The sequence below is a fragment of the Paenibacillus sp. FSL L8-0470 genome (genome assembly GCF_038008625.1).
Taxonomy (GTDB): domain Bacteria; phylum Bacillota; class Bacilli; order Paenibacillales; family Paenibacillaceae; genus Paenibacillus_AQ.
In genome coordinates, this window is the sequence record NZ_JBBOZM010000001.1 from 876,951 (window position 1) to 894,360 (window position 17,410).

The window sequence follows — 17,410 nt, forward strand, 5'->3', positions numbered from 1 at the left end:
TTTAATATTAACGGGATGTAGCTCAGCTTGGTAGAGCACCTGGTTTGGGACCAGGGGGTCGCATGTTCAAATCGTGTCATCCCGATTGTACACCTATGCGGGTGTAGTTCAATGGTAGAACTTCAGCCTTCCAAGCTGATAGCGTGGGTTCGATTCCCATCACCCGCTTAAAGAATAATCCACAAAAGAAGCCTGTGATATGCAAGGCTTTTTTTTGTACTTTGTGCTCAAGAGTCATGCAGCAGCTACAGTCTAGTGAAATTAAAGTTAGAGTGGGACATTACCCAATAAAAAATCTAATCTGGACTGCTTACTTTACTTTATCTGAAAGAGTTGAGAATACATTTGATCAATAGCTAATCGCAAAGGGAAAGCAAACTAATTAATAGTAGCTTGACGAACACGTTGGGAGATAGTTCCTTCGTGTTTTTTTGTTTGCCGGAAAGTGTGTTTCGTGACAGCCAACGGGTCTGTGAAGCTGGTATATTAGATTTACGATATCGGGCTTCAATGATCAGGAAGTATTAAGGAGCAGCTCAAATGACAGATAAAGTAATTCGAATCTTCAGAATTATTAATGCGATTCAATCTAATCCTGGTATTACGGCGACAGATTTGGCTTTCAGATGTGATGTGAACGTTAGAACGATCTACAGGGATCTTGAGATCATCAGCCATTTTGCGCCCGTTACGAATGAGGGTAGAGGCACCGGCTATAAGTTTCTTGGCAAGTTCTTTCTCTATCCGCTTGATTTTTCCGAGCAGGAAGCGTTGGCATTCTCTCTTTTACCTTCTGTACTCAATGAGGACAAAATCCCTCCGGGTTTCCATACAGCTTATGACAAAGTAATGGGTACACATATGAAGGAGAAATCCAGGCAGAATGGGATTCTGGAGAACATTGCCGACATCATTCAGATGGGCACACCCGCCTATCGTAAAGAAAGCCGGAATTTTCTACAGCCGATTATCGGGGCGATTCTGGAGCAGCGCCGGATCCGAGCTGTATATCACTCGCAGTCGCGCGATGCGACAACGGAACGTGAGATCGATCCCTATTATTTGATTCCGCGGGATCAGCGCTTTTACCTCATTGGGTATTGCCACCTTAAAAAGGCCATCCGAACCTTCAGAATCAGCCGTTTTCTGGACGTGGAGGTAATGGAGGCGAGCTTCGACAAGGGGAACTTCAATATTAAGAAATATTTGAAAAATACCTGGTCCATCGACCGCGGCAATAAAAACATAAAGTTCAAGGTGCGGTTCCAGCCGGAGATTGCGCGTTATATAAAGGAAGAGGAACTGTTCGTTCATCCGCGGATGAGCGATGAGCCGGATGGCAGTCTGCTGTTCGAAGTGACTGTGAACAATGAAAAAGAGTTCATGAAGTGGATATTGCAATACGGGCCAAATGCGGAAATCCTGGAGCCGACTTCGGCCAGAGTGGAGCTAAAGCACCGGCTGGAGCATTGGATGAGTATTTATAGGGAATAGGAGTACAGTATCCTCTTGTTCCTGATCTAAACACCGTCATTTTTAGGGCAGCAAGAAACCCCGAACCTCAAGGTCCGGGGTTTTGCATATGATTTTATTCAGCTAGAGGTACAGGAAAGCCCAGACCTTCGGCGATGCGCTGACCGAATTCAGGATCGGCTTTGTAAAAGTGGCCGATCTGGCGGATTTTGATTTCGTCGAACTCGACAGGAGTCATGGCACCGACAATATTGCGGACAAGACGCGCACGTTCCTCTTCGCTCAGCAGCCGGTAGAGGTCGCCGGCTTGTGTATAATGATCATCGTGATCATAAGGGACACTGTCTGCCTGACCGGAAACATTGTATGGCGCTGGTTTATGCTGCGGAGATTCCGTTGCTCCGCCGAAGCTATTAGGCTCGTAATAGACAGAACTGCCGCCGTTGCTGCCGGAGTTCATTGCACCGTCACGCTGATTGTTGTTGACCTCGGCAATAGGCCGGTTAATCGGCAACTGGTTATGATTCGCACCTACCCGGTAGCGGTGGGCATCGGCATAGGCGAATAGGCGGCCTTGCAGCATTTTGTCGGGGGATGCTTCAATGCCTGGAACAAAAGAACCCGGAGAGAAGGTAGCCTGCTCTACTTCTGCGAAATAATTCTCCGGATTGCGGTCCAGGACCATACGGCCAACCTCAATTAATGGATAATCCTTCTGCGACCATACCTTGGTCACATCGAATGGGTCGAAACGGTACGTGTCGGCATCCTCTACAGGCATAATCTGCACATGCAGTTTCCATGCCGGGAAATCTCCTTTATCAATTGCGTTAAACAAATCCTCTGTATGATAATCCGGGTTCTCCCCGGCAATTTGTGCTGCCAGATTTACATCAAGATTTCTTACGCCCTGTTCAGTTTTGAAATGGTATTTCACCCAGACAGCCTTGCCTTCGGCATTCACCCATTTGAAGGTGTGGCTGCCGAACCCGTGCATATGACGGAGTGTAGCCGGGATGCCGCGGTCGGACATAAGAATGGTTACCTGATGCAGGGATTCAGGAGATAGAGACCAGAAATCCCAAACAGCATTCGGATTCTTCAAATGAGTCTGCGGGTGACGTTTCTGGGTATGGATGAAATCCGGGAATTTGATCGCATCGCGAATGAAGAAGACCGGTGTATTGTTGCCGACGAGATCATAATTCCCCTCTTCCGTGTAGAACTTTACTGCAAACCCGCGTGGATCACGGACCGTATCGGAAGAGCCCAACTCTCCGGCAACGGTGGAAAAGCGAATGAACATTGGCGTGCGTTTGCCGACTTCGGACAGGAATGCTGCCTTGGTATATTGTGACAAATCCTGAGTGACTTCAAAATATCCATGAGCACCGGCTCCTTTGGCGTGGACAACACGTTCAGGAACACGCTCCCTGTTAAAGTGGGCCAATTTCTCCAGCAGATGAACATCCTGCAGTAAGGTAGGTCCACGGGAGCCTGCGGTCATTGAGTTCTGGTTGTCTCCGACAGGGGCACCCCAGCTTGTTGTAAGTTTGTTATTGCTCTGACTCATGAATACAATCACCTCGTAATAGGATTTGATATTAGATTTAGTATAAGTTCTATAATAACAAATAAAACGGGAAAAGCAATTCTTTTTTATAATAATTTTAATTAACAATATGCGGAATTAGGTGGAATCATGATAATGGGAAAGGAGGCACGTCCGATGAAAGAAGCTTGAGTTGTAGTCCCTAAGTTAACAAGGGTGTAGTAAAGGATATTTATGAATGTCGTTGAAAAGTAAGGGGAATCTAATTGCAAATAACTCCCATCCGCAGCAGCGGACGGGAGCAGGGGAAAAGGCAGGATAGGCTAAAGTGTCAGAGCAGTAGTATAACTAAAAACTGACGCTAAAAAATACGCTGCTTAGTCTTTGATATACATTCTGCTGTAATATTCATCCAGCATACGTTTGCTCGCGAATTCAACACGGGTGGTCTCGATGCTCTTGCGCATCATTTGTACCCATTTCTCCCGGTTGTCATAGAAGGTAGGGAGTACGCGGTTCAAGAGGGTGTCGTAAAGCGCGTCGCTGTCATGCTTGTCGAGCACTTCGAAATCGGTGGTCTCGAAGCCGTCGCCAATCTGCCAGCCGTTCTCGCCGTCGATGCAGGCTTCCGGCCACCAGCCATCCAGAATCGAGCAGTTGAGGACTCCGTTCATAGCCGCTTTCATCCCGGAGGTGCCGCTGGCTTCCAGCGGTCTGCGCGGATTGTTGAGCCAGATGTCGGAGCCGCGGGTCAGCTGTGCCCCAATGGTCATATCGTAGTTTTCCAGGAAAACGACACTTTTCGGATATTTTTTCATCATCGCCACGAGATTGCTGACAATTTTTTTGCCATTGTCATCCAACGGATGGGCTTTGCCGGAGAAGACGATTTGGATTTTGCCGTCCTTCAGGTAAGGCTCAATGACTTCCGGCTGGGAGAAAATCAGGTCGCTGCGTTTGTAAGGAGCGGCGCGGCGGGAGAAGCCGATGAGCAGATTGTCCGCATTCAGGGCGATGCCGGAGCGTTCTTCAATGAACCCGACCAGCTCATTTTTAATTTCTTTATGCGTGGCCCAAAGATCGCCGTTCTCCTCAAAGGTGCGGGTAATCCGTTCGTCCACCCAGGTAGGGGTATGAATGGCATTGGTAATGCCGATGATCTCTGATCTGCCGGCAACTTCCTTCCACATTTTGTTCGCAGTATCAGCGTGAAGCTGGGCCACTGCATTAGAAATGCGCGACAACCGCAGACCGGCTACGGTCATATTGAAAGGATCTCCACCGATGCGTTCCATTTGATCGCGGGTTAAGCCATTGAATGCGCCCATATACTCGAGGCGGTCGAGCGGATGCGTTTCATTGCCTTCCTTGATGGGTGTATGGGTAGTGAACACAACCTCTTCACGGGTAGCTTTCCAGGCTTCCTCAAAGGTACTGCCGCCGGACATTTTTTCACGGATCAGCTCGATGGCGGCCAGTGCCGCATGTCCTTCATTGAAGTGATAGACATCAATTGGAATTTGCAGTGCACGCATCGCTTTAACGCCGCCAATCCCAAGAACGATTTCCTGAGCGATCCGCTCTTCGCCGAACCAGCCGTACAGTTGGCCTGTAATCCAGGCATCGCTGTTCTCGGGAATATCCGTGTCCAGCAGGTACAGCGGACTGTTGCCAAACTGCTCAGTCTTCCACACTTTACAGACAACATCGATTTTTCTTACTTTAACCGTTACTTTAACCCCTGTATCTTCAAGGAAATCATAAACATAGTTGTGATAGGAGTCATACGGATTGCCGTGGGCATCAATCTTTTGATCCGTGTACCCTTGCTTCCACTTCAGTCCGATTGGAATGATAGGAGCGTTGATATCCTTCGCGCCCTTGATGTAATCTCCGGCCAGGATGCCCAGGCCTCCGGCGTACATTTTGAAATCGGAATGCAGGCCATACTCCATGCTGAAATAAGCAACTGACGGTAATTGGTTCTCGTTCACTTGATAAGCCTCCTAATACGAATTAGATTATAATCTGGTATTGCTGTAGGCTCAATCTAAGGTGCAAACGTTTGCTCAAAATGATGTAGTCTTCCCTGGAAGCGATTGCACATCTATTCTAGCACACTTGCAGTCAAAAAGCATAACGAAGTTTTTGTGAAGAACAAACATAAGGATTCATGAAAATACTAAACAGAAAAGTTTGATAAAGAGGGCTTCAGGCCATAAGATAAGGAAGGGACAATATCCCCTTTGAAGTGATTATGCTGCTGAAGCGGGCTATATGGATGTAAGAGTGACAGTTTAGCATGGTTCCGGCCGTAAGGATATTCAGGTTCTATACCGAAAGCGGACAAATTATGGCCGCAGCGGCTTAAGATAAGTATAGGTTGTAAATCCCGATTGTTCAAAATAACTATTGGTGGTGTAAAGCTTGAGTATAGTGGTGATCGGAAGTTTGAATATGGATATGGTGGTACGCACCAGCCGCGCCCCCGAAGCCGGGGAGACTTTGTTTGGACAAGGCTTCGCCTTGTCACCGGGAGGGAAAGGCGCCAATCAGGCAGTAGCCGCAGCGCGTCTTGGTGCCGAGGTAGCCATGATCGGAAGTGTCGGCCGGGATGCCTTTGGCAGTGAACTGCTGGAGATTATGCGGCAGGAGCATATTGATGTCCGGCATATTGCCCAGAGTAACTCGCAGGCTACCGGCGTCGCGTCAATTGTGGTCGATGGAGAAGGGGAGAACCGGATTATTGTTGTGCCGGGAGCGAATATTGAACTTGGTCCAGCGGATATTCAGGCGCTTGAGCACGTAATCAGCGGAGCTGAAATGATTGTGATGCAGCTGGAGACGGATCTTCCGATGTGTGAACAGGCGGCTTCTATTGCGCAGCGCCACGGCATTCCGGTCATTCTGAATCCGGCTCCGGCCAGAGAGCTTAGCCAGGAAATGTTGAGACATGTGACATATCTGACCCCGAACGAAACCGAAGCGGGAATCCTGTCCGGCATTGAAGTAAATAATACGGAGACGGCTGAGCAGGCGGCGCGTATTTTGCTGGGGAAAGGGGTGCGGAACGTCATTGTCACTCTGGGTTCCAAGGGGGCGCTGCTCGTGAATGAATCCGGCAACGCGCAGCATATTACCGGATTCCCGGTACAGGCGGTCGATACGGTTGCGGCAGGCGATTCCTTTAACGGTGCGCTGGCTTACCAACTGACCCGCGGTGTGGCCTTGGAAGAAGCAGTGAGGTTCGCCAATGCAGTTGGTGCGCTGGCTGTAGGCAAAGAAGGGGCAATTCCGTCGCTGCCGAAGCTGCCGGAGGTCGAGCAGTTCCTGAAAGAAACAGCTGAACGGTAAGCCAGGGATAGATATAGATCGGATAGATGAGGAGCTGAAGTAAATGAGTGGCACTGTAACGGTTAAGAATGTGACTCTGGGCGAGGGAATGCCCAAGATTTGCGTATCGCTGATCGGAGCAACATTGACCGAGCTGAAGGAAGAAGCGGAGGCACTGAAAGCTCTGGCACCGGATGTGGTGGAGTGGCGGAGCGATTTTTTTGCCGGAGTGGACAATATTGAGGCAGTTACGGAAGTACTGGAAATGATCCAGGCGTGTCTTCCGGACCTTCCGCTAATTTTCACGTTCCGCAGCGCCAGAGAAGGCGGGGAGCGGCAGATCGCCACGGAGGATTATATCCGGCTGAATAAGGCTGCAGCCGCGAGTGGACTCGTCGATATCATTGATGTGGAGCTGTTCAATGAGGAAGCTGATGTGCAGGCGCTTATCGTTGCCGCGCATGACTGCGGGGTGTTCGTGATTGTGTCGAACCATGATTTTCAGGGAACACCTCCCGAGGAGGAGATTGTGTCCCGGCTGCGCAAGGCTCAGGAGCTGGGCGGCGATCTGCCGAAGATCGCCGTTATGCCATGCAGCGCGGCAGATGTGCTGACACTGCTGGCTGCGACAAACCGGATGCAGGAATTGTATGCGGACCGTCCGATTATTACGATGTCCATGGCCGGGGAGGGCGTAATCAGCCGCCTAGCCGGGGAAATCTTCGGCTCTGCGCTTACCTTCGGCGCGGCCCATAAGCCATCTGCCCCTGGACAGGTGGCGGTTGCCGAGCTGCGGAAGGTGCTGGAGCTGCTACACCGCAGCCTATAGAACTGTTCATTTATTGTCCGGCAGCAATAGAAACAATTAGAATGGGGTGTTCTAAGCCAGTGAAACGGCGGGAACACCTTTTTATTGGAAATATAAGGATTTATTTGTTTCACGCTATAAATTACCCATCTATTTCTCGCTGAAACGGATACCGTCCTTCTGAGGACGGCGAAGCCTTTTCCACTTGATAGTTAATAGTTAAACATATATATGGTTCACACTATAAATCATCTTCAAGGTACGGCAGGGTTTGAATCAGCGCCCGGTTATGCCCTACAATGAAGGCAGCCAAGTAGTTAAATCATCTATTTGCGGAACGAAGAAAGGGAGAACTGCCAATGACGGAATCCATCCTGGTCGTGGAGGATGAAGAAAAAATCGCCCGGCTGCTGCAGATTGAGCTGGAATGCGAGGGCTATCGCGTATTTATTGCGGGCAGCGGCCATCAGGCGCTTGAAATCTATCAGGCACAGCAGCCGGACCTCCTTCTGCTTGATGTGATGCTCCCAGGGTTCAGCGGAATTGAGCTGCTGCGCCGTATCCGGGTCAATGATGCGCTTACCCCTGTACTGATGCTGACTGCCAAAAGCTCGGTGGAAGACAAAGTATCCGGTCTTGACCTTGGGGCAAATGACTATATCACCAAGCCCTTTCAAATTGAGGAGCTTCTGGCGCGTGTCCGCGCTGCGCTGCGGCTTGCGTCTGCCCGAAACATTGAGGAGACAGGCAGCTGGCTTAAAGCGGATGATCTTGAGCTGAACGAAACCACGCGTGAAGTTGTTCGGGCTGGCAGAACGATTGATCTCACCCCGAGGGAATTCGATCTGCTGGTGTTCTTGCTGAAGAACAAGCGCCAGGTGCTGAATAGAGAGCAGATTATGACCGCGGTTTGGGGGTACGATCATTACGGTGATACCAATGTTGTAGATGTGTATATCCGTTATGTCCGTAAAAAACTTACCCAAGGGGATCAGAGCGAGCTTATTCATACCGTCCGGGGCATCGGGTATGTCCTGAAGGACTCCCCATGAAGCTGCGGAGCAAAATTTATCTTTATTCCAGCGTGCTGTTTGCTGTACTCCTTGTCATTATGAACCTCGTCATTTACTTTATGTTCAGCCGGTTGTCGACAGATAATCAGCTGGATCAGGCCGCTGCCGAGACTGCCAAAATCGCTGCCGATATGCGAAGAGTTGGAACCGGTGTGGCTGCCCCTGAGCTGCTCCGGGCGTACGTGCCGATTGAGGGAATGCTCCGGCTGCTGGCTCCGGACGGGAGCGGACCGGCGCCCGTGACTTCGGCGTCGGAACAGGAGATCAGCCGGCTGAAGCCGGTATATTATAAAGACAAGCTTAGTGGGATTATCAAGGTGGATGGCCGTTCCTATGCTTTCGTGACGACTCCGGTCATCTGGATAGACGGGATGGTGATGAATGTCCAAATGACCAAAAGCCTGGAGAGTACGATGAATACGCTCCGCGTGCTAAGGGTTGTGCTGGCGGGGGCAACCGCCTTTGCACTGCTTCCGCTGCTGCTCTCCAGCCGTGTGCTGTCCGGGCTGATTATGCGTCCCATTGTGCAAATGACAGCTACGATGCGGGAGATCAAGGACAGCGGGAAATTCAGCAGACTAACGCTGGAAGACACATCCAGAGATGAGCTGGTTGAAATGGGGCGCACGTTCAACGATATGATTGCTTTGCTGGAGAGTAATTATTTGAAGCAGGAGAAATTCGTGTCCGACGCCTCGCATGAGCTGCGTACTCCGCTGACGGTTATTGAAAGCTACGCCAGTCTGCTCAAAAGGCGGGGACTTACCCATCCTGAATTGTTCAATGAATCCGTTGAAGCCATCCATTCCGAGGCGATTCGGATGAAGGAGCTGACCGAGCAGCTGCTGCTGCTGGCGAAGCACCACGAACAATGGGATCTGTCCATGAAGGTTGTTGATCTGCAAGAGCTGGCCAACGCATCGGCTAAAGTCTTCCGCAATGCATATGGCAGAGAAGTCACCGTCAATGCACTGGGGGAGGTCAAGGGATACAGCGATGAAGCGAAGCTGCGACAGCTGCTGTTCATATTTTTGGACAATGCCCGCAAATACAGCGATGAAGCGATAACCATCACGCTTGGAGCCTCCGGGCAGGAGAGCCACATTGTCATTACTGACCGGGGCATCGGGATTCCGAGCGGGGAGCTGCCCAGAGTGTTCGACCGCTTCTACAGAGTAGATGAGGCAAGAAGCCGCCAGGGCGGAGGAGCAGGGCTGGGGTTGTCACTCGCTGCGGAAATTGCCGAAGCCATTGGAGCCAAGCTGTCCATGGAGAGTGTGGAAGGCGCCGGAACATCGGTTATGATCCGAATTGCGGCTGAGAGCAGGGGAAGACAATGAAAATAAAGAAACCTGAGAGCAAAAAAATTATATACAAAGCCGTCATTATTATTGCTGCCGTGCTGCTTCTGTCCAGTGCTGCGTTTAAAATATTCACAAATCAGTCTGCACAGCTATTGACGAAGGAGCAGGCGAAACAGGCTGTGCTGAAAGAGTATTCCGGCAGCGTAGAGAAACTGACCCTGCAATCCGGGAACTATGTAGCGGAGCTGAAAACCGGCCAGGGCCTCTATGAGCTGGAGCTGGATGGGTCAACAGGTGAGATTATTTCCATTGTCCTGCTGGAGCCACTGGCTTCCGCAGAGGTCCGGCCCACACCATTGCCTTCTTCGAACCCTTCGGCAGGCGGCAGCGCCTTGCCATCCCCTTCCCCGGCTGCTCCGCGTGCAGTGTCGGAAGACGAGGCAGTCAAGCTGGCGCTGCAGGAGGTGCCGGGAGAACTGGATGATGTGGATACCGAAATTAACGAATCAGGAGCCTTTTATCTGGTGGAAGTGAATACAACGGATGGGCGTGAAGCGGTGGTCCAGGTGGACGCGATCTCGGGAAACATTATGTCCGTGGCTTGGGAAGAACCGGATGAGGATCATCCTTAAGCAGAATTCTCATCAATTTCTAATGTTACTGCCGCCTTTCTCTCATTTGGGCCGTGTATATTGAATACATGAGCAGCACAGATTGAACATGAGGAGGCGGCAATAAATGATGAAGATGAAATTATGGAGCAGTGTAGCGGCGGCAGCCATTCTGTTCGGGGGTGCATACAGCATCAGCGAGGTTCAGGGTGCTTCTGCAGGATCGACCGCTTCACAAAGTCAAAGCAAGACACTGATTGGCGTGGACAAGGCGGAGGCGTATGCGCTGAAGTCAGCACAGGGCCGGGTAGAGAGCATAGATCTGAAGGAGAGAATCAGCGGTTCGTATTACGAGGTTGAGATCCGTCATAACAACCAGGAAATAGACGTTCGGGTTGATGCCTACACAGGTAAAATCTTAAGCGTGCGCAAAGAAACCGATGACGATGACGATGATGACAACTACGCGTCAGCCACATCACAAAGCGGAACGATGATCAGCGCAGCTAAAGCGGCAGAAGCGGCTTCTGCCTCCGCAAAGGGTACAGTTACTGAAATTGACCTTGATGGGGACAATGGAAGTTTCGTATATGAAGTGGAGATCAGAAACGGCAAAGTGACGACCGAAGTGGGAGTCGATGCCTATACTGCGAAGGTTCTGTATACGGATGTAGATTCTGATGACGATGATGATTGAATCCATGAAAATGTAGATGAATTAACACTATATAAAAGCGGGGCAGCCGGATATCGGCTGCCCCGCTTTTATATATCATACAACTGCTTTATCACTCCGGGCAAGCGGAGTGGAAGACTACTGCTTTGTACCTGTATAGACGTGCACAGCATCTCTCAGGAACTCGGCCAGACCCGGACGGTGCTTGTCATAATAGGCGGTAAAGCGTTCGTCATCCACATACATTTGTGCTACGTGGGCGTGAGCTTCTTTAGTATAAGTGTCCCAGTAGAAGGTGAGCCACTGGCGGTGCAGCTCAGCGGCCTGCTGCGCCAGCTCGCTGGCGGAATCGCCTTCCTCCATCGCTTGCTCAAGGGCTGCGAACATGTCTGCTTCAAGCTGCTGGATGGCGGCATACTGCTCTTCGGTCATGTTTTTCAGCTTGCGGTTAGACTTCTCAACAGCCTCCTCCCCGTATTTGGTGCGGGCTTCCTGTCCGTACGTACGCTCATTATCTTCAATCAGCTTTTGCTTAAAGCCTGCAAATTTCTCTTCATTGCTCATGGTTATTCTCCCTTCATTTTGGGCCAGTGTTTTTTCGACGTTTGCGATTAATTGATCCAATTGCTCTCTCCGCTGAAGCAGCTGGTCATGGTGCTCCCGCAGTGCCCGGGTGCCATCAAAGGACGGCGCGGTCACGATTTCTTTGATTCCTTCGAGGCTTAAGCCCAGTTCCCGGTAAAAAAGAATCTGCTGCAGCCGGTCGACCTCGGCCTGTCCGTAGATGCGGTATCCCGAGGAGTTGATTCTCGCCGGCTTGAGAATACCAACCTCATCGTAATAGCGCAATGTCCGCGTACTGATGCCAGCCAAAGCTCCCAGCTTTTGCACCGTGTATTCCATAATAGCTGTACCTCCCATAACTTGTTTCAGCGTAGTATCATTGGACCCAATTGCATACTTGTAAGCTGCGGCTTGCTGCTTACAAGATCACTCTACACCTTCACGCAACGGCAAGGTCAAACACTTTTTTGTGAGGAATATCGCTCAAAAAAAAAGCAGCTCCCCATAGTATGTCCACTAAGGAAACTGCTGCTAACCTTGTATTACACATGAAGCCGGATTATTTCTTGCCGACCTGTGCCGTGAAATATTCCCGCAGCTCTGCCAGCTTCCGGGGATCCGCCAGCGCATCTTCACCCGGGAAGTAATGTTCGGCGACCAGTTCCCAGGTGGGAACGATTTTTTGTGAGATCATTGCCTTGATGGCGATCTTGACTGTCTTGCGTTCTCTGGCGTTGGAGAAGGTGTCCTTGTAATGCTGGGACCGCTCAAAATCCAGGTCGTTAAAGACAGCGCGGAAAATCTCCGCGGTCATCTTGGCATCGTCCAGCGCCCGGTGAGCGGAACCGGAAGGCTCAAGCCCGAACAGGGTCATCGCACCTTCGACGCTGATATCATTGCTGAGGCCGCGGGCACGAAGCACGCCCTTCAAGAGATCAAAATAGGTTGCAGCCATCCAGTAAGAATCATCCATTTTGTGCATCCGGATATCCTGAATGATCCGCTTCATATCCTCACCGCCCCAGGTCAGAAGCAGCACTCCGTCACTGCTCTGATCCAGCCAGGCTCTAAAGGCGGTAATGACCTTGGGAAAACGGTCGGCGACGTCGATATCCTCTTGGGGAATGCCGGTTTTTTTCTTAATGAACGAATTCAGGGTGGAGAAGTATATAGGTTTAATTAAGGCTGAGAACTCATCCTTAACTTGCAATGAAGCGTCTAACCGGACGGCTCCAATCTCAATGACCTCCATAGGATGCTCGCTGGCAAATTTGCGGCCGTTGAATTCGATGTCCAGAATAATATAATCCACAGGTAATGCCTCCGTTTCAGTGACTGGCGCCTTACAGGCTGAAGAATGCGCCGACCCTTCTATTTTAGCAAAAAAAGCGGAGGAATGGGAAATAAGACGGGAAATTGCCGTCCGGGGTGTGCGGCTAAGGCTGTTTTTGTATTGAAGAGTGATGAGGAGCCGTGGTAAACGGGAAGAAGGATAAGGGAGAAGGTTGGAAGAATAAGTAAGCATGATGGCGTGAATTGGGAAATTGTAATTGATATATTTTTGGGGGAGGTCAATGATTAATACTTACGAACAAGTTAAACAGTGGGAGGATCAGTAATGCAGGACCAACAGATTTACTGGATCGGCGGCTCGGCATGTACCGGCAAAAGCACGCTGGCTAAAATGTACGCTGATAAATATGGGCTGGCGCTGTATGCTTGCGATGAGCACTTTCATGAGCATGTGCAGCAGATTTCGCGGGAGCAGCAGCCTGCAATACACCGGGTCACCAGGCTGACGATGAACGAGGCTTTTTATACAAGGAAAGTTGAGGAGCAACTGAATACATATATCGAATGCTTCCAAGAGGACTTCACATTTGTGCTGCTCGATCTGGCACGTATGGGAGAGAAAGCGGTTGTGGTGGAAGGAAACCAGCTGCTGCCCCGACTCGTAGCTCCACTGATGAAGAATAATCACAAGGCGATCTGGATTGTCCCTACGGAACAGTTCCAATGGGAGCATTACAGCAGGCGGGAGTGGATTCATGACATATTGCAGGAGACTGAGAACTCTGGGATCGCATTCCGCAATTGGATGAAGCGGGACGCCCTGTTTGCAGCGAGGGTGAAGGAGGAGGCTGAAGCACGGAAGCTGAAAGTGCTGGAGGTGGATGGAAGCCTGAGTCTGAAACAGAGCTTTGCCATGTTGGAGCTGTACTTCAGTTCCTGAATGGCTGCTGATGAAACTTAAGGGAAGAGCAAATGCACAGGAGGCAGACGATGAGCGGAAACGGATATAGATTTGTAATTGACGAGGCTACGTTTCAACTGCAGGAGGCCTACTCTTTTGATTGGCTGACGGCAATGGGGCGGGTGTTCCGGGTGTTTGATGAGCAGGATTCCGGAAATATCAGCTTTGGGGTTGAGCAAGACGGATGCAAGGTTTTTGTGAAGTTCGCCGGAGCGAAAACGATGCAATTCCATGGTGATCCTGCGGAAGCGGTTGAAAGATTGATTCAGGCGGTTCCTCTCTATGAGGAGCTGCGGCATCCGTCGCTAATCCAGTTGTTATCTCATGGTCCTGTGGAAACGGGATATGCAGTGGTTTTTGAATGGACGGAAGGCGAGTGCCTGCATTCGCATTGGGCTTTTGGCGGAGCGGCCAAGTATAGTGATCCCGAATCGCCTTTTTACCGCTATAGGGCCTTGTCCACGGAGAAACGGCTGGATTCACTGGAGGTCATCTTTGGCTTTCATGAATACATAGAGTCTAAAGGATATGTAGCTGTAGATTTTTATGACGGAAGCATTCTCTATGATTTCACTAAGGACCGTACAGCAATTTGCGATATTGATTTCTATCAACCTAAGCCCTTCTTCAACGGCATGGGAGAGCAGCTATGGGGTTCCAAACGGTTCAAATCACCGGAAGAATACCTCATGGATGCCCCAATCGACCAAATCACCAATGTATATAATATGGGGGCTGCTGCTTTCGTACTGCTGGGTGGAGAAAGTGACCGTTCCAGGGATAAATGGGAAGCGGGACCGGAGCTGTACGAGGTTGCGCTGCGGGCCGTAGATCCAGAGCGGGCTCAGCGTTACCGGAGTGTCTCGGAGTTCAAGGCGGAATGGGATAAGGCGAGGAAGGAAGCAAACGATGGATAATAAATCTACGCTGAACAAACAGATCTGCGAACGGGAAGAGAAATACCGAATGAGAGCTGCGAATAAATCCACTGCAAAACAAAAATGTTTTTGGCCGGATATTTGGTGGAATGAACGGTGTATTGTAGGGCGAGATTTCCCGGGTACGAATAGTGGCAGAAAGAAGGATTACAGTGCTTGAAAAAAAAGGCTTAGGATACAAGGAACTGAACGCAATGGCCAAGCAGATCTGTGAACTGGAAGAGAAGCTGCTGAACACCGAGGTGCGCACTTCGCCGGATGAACTGTCGCGACTGTTGGCAGACGATTTTTTTGAATTCGGAAGCTCCGGGAAGGTATGGCATAAGCAGGACTTGCTGGGGGAAGAAGGAGCGGGCGAGGTCCGAATGACCCTGAGCGGGTTCGAACTTCATCCGTTATCCGGGGAGGCTTTGCTGGCCACCTACCGGATCATGAACGAAGAGACAGGTGGAGAGACACTGCGCAGTTCAATCTGGAAATTCAGGGATGGGCGGTGGCAGATGTTTTTTCATCAAGGAACCCCGGTGAGAGGATAAGGTTAATTGAAACATATAGGTTGTCCATGCTTAGTCCCGGATCACATGCCCCTGGCCAAGGGTGACTTCCACAAACCCGGCCATCTGCCGGGTTTGATAGCGGATCGGCTTGCCGCTGCCCATGATGATGATATTGCGGATGTCGGCGGTGCCCTCCGAAGGGAGGGCAAAGGCTTTGATATAGGCGAATTCCCCAGCTAAAGTCGTGTGGATGGCCCCTATCAGGCGGTCCTTTTCGCTTCTGCCCATCAGGTTCATGATGATGGAGCCGCGGCTGTTCAGCTTAGAACGGGCCAGGGCGAAGAAATCGCTGGAGACCAGATGCCGGGGAGTGCCGTCAGCGGTGAAGGCATCCAGAAGAAGGAAGTCATAGCGGCGTTCCGGCTCGCCCTCCAGAATGCGCCGTCCGTCCCCGACAATGACATTATCCTGGCTGTAGCCAAAATGCTGCCGGCTTAGCTTCACGACCTCCGCATTCACTTCAGCCACTTTAAAGCGCTTCTCCGCAAAATAACCGGCAATCGTTCCAATCCCATGTCCAATCAGGAATACATCTTCGAAATAAGGTTCGCCAGCCTCCATTAGATGGATCATTGCCCGCGGATATTCAAAGACCACCCGCCGGGGGTGGTCCAGATCAAGGGCACCCTGAATAGCGTCTCCCGAAAACTGCAGCACGCGGAATCTGCCTCTCTCGCCATATAACTCTGTCGTTTCGTACACCTGGATTTCGGGGGTGTTCTTTGAGTTCAGGAACTCTGGATGCAAGGTATCATTCTCCTTATACGAGCGAAATGCGTTTATATTCGTTCGGCGTAACACCGACAACCTTCTTGAACAGCTTGTTGAAGTAAGCAGGGTCGGGATAGCCGACTTCGGTGCCGATCTCGTGCACCTTCAGATCCGGCGCATTCCTCAGCAGCTGCTTCGCTTTGCGGATGCGGATTTCAATTACATAATCGGTCAGGGTCAGCCCAGTCTCCTGCTTGAACAGCTTGCTTAAATAGCTTGGCGTCAAAAACACCATACCGGCCAGCATGTTCAAATCGGCATGCTGATTATAATGGGCCGCTACCCAGCGCTTGACCGTTTCAATGGCCGTACCGGACATCTCCAGCCGGTGCTTGCGGATTTCGTTCAGCGCGACCAAGAAGGAGGAGGTGAAGAGTTCCTCAATTTCAGCAAAGGCCATGCAGGCTTCGATTTGCTCTTCCAGCCGCTGGCTGCAGTCCTTTCGGTAGACCGCTTCAAATTCCTGCAGCTCCTTGCGGGCAGTATCCTCGACCTGCCGGCAAGTGCGCAGGATCAAGTCGGGATAAGCCTGCTGCAGCTCCAGCACAGAGAATAGCTTGTGCAGTACTTCCAGCACCCCGGCCACATTTAGAATCTGCAGCTCATGGATCAGCGGCTCCCGGAATGGAGGGAATGGATCACCGGCAGCCTGCACTGGTGTCTGGAGCTCTCTAATCGTAACATAATGCAGCGGCAGCGGATTATAAATCCCTGCATCGCAGGCCAGCTTGGCTTCAAGATAGGCTGTTCTAAATTTGCCCGGGTCATCGTAGGAGCGGCTGGCTCCCGCATGGAGACGCTGGTCCTTGCTTGCAACGCCGATAATCTCTCCGATTTGGCGTGATTCTTCAGGGGTGAGCGGCAGCGGGGAATAACAGATCCATGCCCGCAGCCCTTTCTGCACTTCCAGCGTATCGAGGACGAACGCCTTCTCTTGCCGCAAACTGTCTGCAATTCCGCAGACTTTTTCCCGGGAGCTTCCTTTAAGGGCATAGACCGTGAAATAAGACTGGGGCAAGGTAAGGCCGCTTAAAAGAACGGCAGAGGGGTCCTCGATATGCAGCAGGGAGTGCAGCAGGCCGGTACGCTGGCATTCTTCTTTTTCCCGTAACAGCTTCTGCTCCTTCTCCAGACTATACAGCACTTCGAAGAGCTGTTCTTTGTTGATAGGTTTGAGCAGATAATCTACCGCTGAACTGCGGATAGCTTCCCGGGCATAATTAAATTCAACGAATCCGCTCATCAGCAGGCTGCGAATTCCGGGGTGGTTTGCTTTAAGCTGCCGGATCAGCTCCAGCCCGTCGATTTGCGGCATACGGATATCGGTTATAACAACGTCAATGTGGAGGGAGGGGAGCGCATCAAGCAAATGTTTGCCGTCCGGATAAATACCGGCGACAACGAAGGTGCTGCTCTCTTTGCTGATCATTCGTGCCAGACCTTCGCGAATTAGAACTTCATCATCTACAATCGCAATACGCAGCAAGCCGAGTCCC

16 protein-coding genes and 2 tRNA genes are annotated in these 17,410 nt (G+C 50.8%); 12 read left to right on the forward strand and 6 right to left on the reverse strand.

The genetic code is table 11. The features are described from left to right. Positions 1-11: 11 nt before the first annotated feature. The 3 genes from NST99_RS04110 to NST99_RS04120 all read left to right on the forward strand — a co-directional run bounded on the left by NST99_RS04110 (position 12) and on the right by NST99_RS04120 (position 1,494). A tRNA-Pro gene (locus NST99_RS04110) sits at positions 12-85 on the forward strand. 12 nt (positions 86-97) lie between these two features. Continuing rightward, a tRNA-Gly gene (locus NST99_RS04115) sits at positions 98-168 on the forward strand. A 372-nt stretch (positions 169-540) separates the two neighbouring features. Beyond that, positions 541-1,494, forward strand: a complete 954-nt coding sequence (locus tag NST99_RS04120; protein WP_341089869.1) for a helix-turn-helix transcriptional regulator — start codon at positions 541-543, stop codon at positions 1,492-1,494. 94 nt (positions 1,495-1,588) lie between these two features. Here NST99_RS04120 and katA read toward each other — a convergent pair whose 3' ends face one another. Together katA and glgP are read right to left on the reverse strand one after the other, a co-directional pair. Continuing rightward, positions 1,589-3,046, reverse strand: a complete 1,458-nt coding sequence (gene katA, locus NST99_RS04125) for a catalase KatA (protein WP_341089870.1) — start codon at positions 3,044-3,046, stop codon at positions 1,589-1,591. Between the two features lie 356 nt (positions 3,047-3,402). Then, the gene (gene glgP / locus NST99_RS04130) at positions 3,403-5,019 is read right to left on the reverse strand and encodes an alpha-glucan family phosphorylase (protein WP_341089871.1); all 1,617 of its coding nucleotides are present in this window, start codon (positions 5,017-5,019) and stop codon (positions 3,403-3,405) included. 442 nt (positions 5,020-5,461) lie between these two features. Here glgP and rbsK point away from each other — a divergent pair, with 442 nt between their 5' ends. The 6 genes from rbsK (at position 5,462) to NST99_RS04160 (ending at position 10,851) form a co-directional block, all read left to right on the forward strand. Then, positions 5,462-6,379: a ribokinase gene (gene rbsK / locus NST99_RS04135; protein WP_341097546.1), complete on the forward strand. Its 918-nt coding sequence runs from the start codon at positions 5,462-5,464 to the stop codon at positions 6,377-6,379. A 43-nt stretch (positions 6,380-6,422) separates the two neighbouring features. After that, positions 6,423-7,187, forward strand: a complete 765-nt coding sequence (aroD, locus tag NST99_RS04140) for a type I 3-dehydroquinate dehydratase (protein ID WP_341089873.1) — start codon at positions 6,423-6,425, stop codon at positions 7,185-7,187. A gap of 338 nt (positions 7,188-7,525) precedes the next feature. Next, complete coding sequence (locus NST99_RS04145) at positions 7,526-8,218, forward strand: response regulator transcription factor (RefSeq protein ID WP_341089874.1); 693 nt, start codon at positions 7,526-7,528, stop codon at positions 8,216-8,218. Then, on the forward strand, positions 8,215-9,579 hold the full coding sequence (locus NST99_RS04150; protein WP_341089875.1) for a sensor histidine kinase: 1,365 nt from the start codon (positions 8,215-8,217) through the stop codon (positions 9,577-9,579). Before NST99_RS04145 ends, NST99_RS04150 begins: the two co-directional genes overlap by 4 nt. Further along, a complete protein-coding gene (locus NST99_RS04155; RefSeq protein ID WP_341089877.1) occupies positions 9,576-10,175 on the forward strand; it encodes a PepSY domain-containing protein in 600 nt (199 codons plus the stop codon). Before NST99_RS04150 ends, NST99_RS04155 begins: the two co-directional genes overlap by 4 nt. A 106-nt stretch (positions 10,176-10,281) precedes the next feature. After that, entirely contained in the window at positions 10,282-10,851 is a 570-nt protein-coding gene (locus NST99_RS04160) for a PepSY domain-containing protein (protein ID WP_341089879.1), read from the forward strand. Positions 10,852-10,968: 117 nt separating this feature from the next. On the opposite strand, the gene NST99_RS04165 is transcribed toward NST99_RS04160, so the two are convergent. Beyond that, positions 10,969-11,733, reverse strand: a complete 765-nt coding sequence (locus tag NST99_RS04165; protein ID WP_341089881.1) for a MerR family transcriptional regulator — start codon at positions 11,731-11,733, stop codon at positions 10,969-10,971. Positions 11,734-11,953: 220 nt separating this feature from the next. Then, positions 11,954-12,706 carry a 3'-5' exonuclease gene (locus NST99_RS04170; RefSeq protein WP_341089882.1) on the reverse strand — a complete coding sequence of 251 codons (753 nt, stop codon included), beginning with the start codon at positions 12,704-12,706 and terminating at the stop codon, positions 11,954-11,956. A gap of 306 nt (positions 12,707-13,012) precedes the next feature. Here NST99_RS04170 and NST99_RS04175 point away from each other — a divergent pair, with 306 nt between their 5' ends. From NST99_RS04175 to NST99_RS04185, 3 genes are all read left to right on the forward strand, one after another. Next, positions 13,013-13,627, forward strand: coding sequence for a hypothetical protein (locus NST99_RS04175; RefSeq protein WP_341089883.1), 615 nt, complete (start codon positions 13,013-13,015; stop codon positions 13,625-13,627). Positions 13,628-13,677: 50 nt separating this feature from the next. Next, positions 13,678-14,565 (forward strand): serine/threonine protein kinase, encoded by an 888-nt coding sequence (locus NST99_RS04180; protein WP_341089884.1) that lies wholly within the window; start codon positions 13,678-13,680, stop codon positions 14,563-14,565. A gap of 215 nt (positions 14,566-14,780) precedes the next feature. Next, on the forward strand, positions 14,781-15,122 hold the full coding sequence (locus NST99_RS04185) for a nuclear transport factor 2 family protein (RefSeq protein ID WP_341097547.1): 342 nt from the start codon (positions 14,781-14,783) through the stop codon (positions 15,120-15,122). Between the two features lie 30 nt (positions 15,123-15,152). Here the strand turns inward: NST99_RS04185 and NST99_RS04190 are convergent, their stop codons facing one another. Further along, positions 15,153-15,890 carry a spermidine synthase gene (locus NST99_RS04190; RefSeq protein ID WP_341089886.1) on the reverse strand — a complete coding sequence of 246 codons (738 nt, stop codon included), beginning with the start codon at positions 15,888-15,890 and terminating at the stop codon, positions 15,153-15,155. 13 nt (positions 15,891-15,903) lie between these two features. Beyond that, a complete protein-coding gene (locus NST99_RS04195; RefSeq protein ID WP_341089887.1) occupies positions 15,904-17,400 on the reverse strand; it encodes a response regulator in 1,497 nt (498 codons plus the stop codon). Positions 17,401-17,410: the final 10 nt, after the last annotated feature.

Excerpts from the sequence above, each read along its gene's own strand:
- NST99_RS04120 (WP_341089869.1), top strand. The coding sequence starts at position 541 with ATGACAGATAAAGTAATTCGAATCTTCAGAATTATTAATGCGATTCAA.
- NST99_RS04160 (WP_341089879.1), top strand. The coding sequence starts at position 10,282 with ATGATGAAGATGAAATTATGGAGCAGTGTAGCGGCGGCAGCCATTCTG.
- NST99_RS04165 (WP_341089881.1), bottom strand. The coding sequence starts at position 11,733 with ATGGAATACACGGTGCAAAAGCTGGGAGCTTTGGCTGGCATCAGTACG.
- NST99_RS04180 (WP_341089884.1), top strand. The coding sequence starts at position 13,678 with ATGAGCGGAAACGGATATAGATTTGTAATTGACGAGGCTACGTTTCAA.
- NST99_RS04185 (WP_341097547.1), top strand. The coding sequence starts at position 14,781 with ATGGCCAAGCAGATCTGTGAACTGGAAGAGAAGCTGCTGAACACCGAG.
- NST99_RS04175 (WP_341089883.1), top strand. The coding sequence starts at position 13,013 with ATGCAGGACCAACAGATTTACTGGATCGGCGGCTCGGCATGTACCGGC.
- katA (WP_341089870.1), bottom strand. The coding sequence starts at position 3,046 with ATGAGTCAGAGCAATAACAAACTTACAACAAGCTGGGGTGCCCCTGTC.
- NST99_RS04155 (WP_341089877.1), top strand. The coding sequence starts at position 9,576 with ATGAAAATAAAGAAACCTGAGAGCAAAAAAATTATATACAAAGCCGTC.
- NST99_RS04150 (WP_341089875.1), top strand. The coding sequence starts at position 8,215 with ATGAAGCTGCGGAGCAAAATTTATCTTTATTCCAGCGTGCTGTTTGCT.
- aroD (WP_341089873.1), top strand. The coding sequence starts at position 6,423 with ATGAGTGGCACTGTAACGGTTAAGAATGTGACTCTGGGCGAGGGAATG.
- NST99_RS04145 (WP_341089874.1), top strand. The coding sequence starts at position 7,526 with ATGACGGAATCCATCCTGGTCGTGGAGGATGAAGAAAAAATCGCCCGG.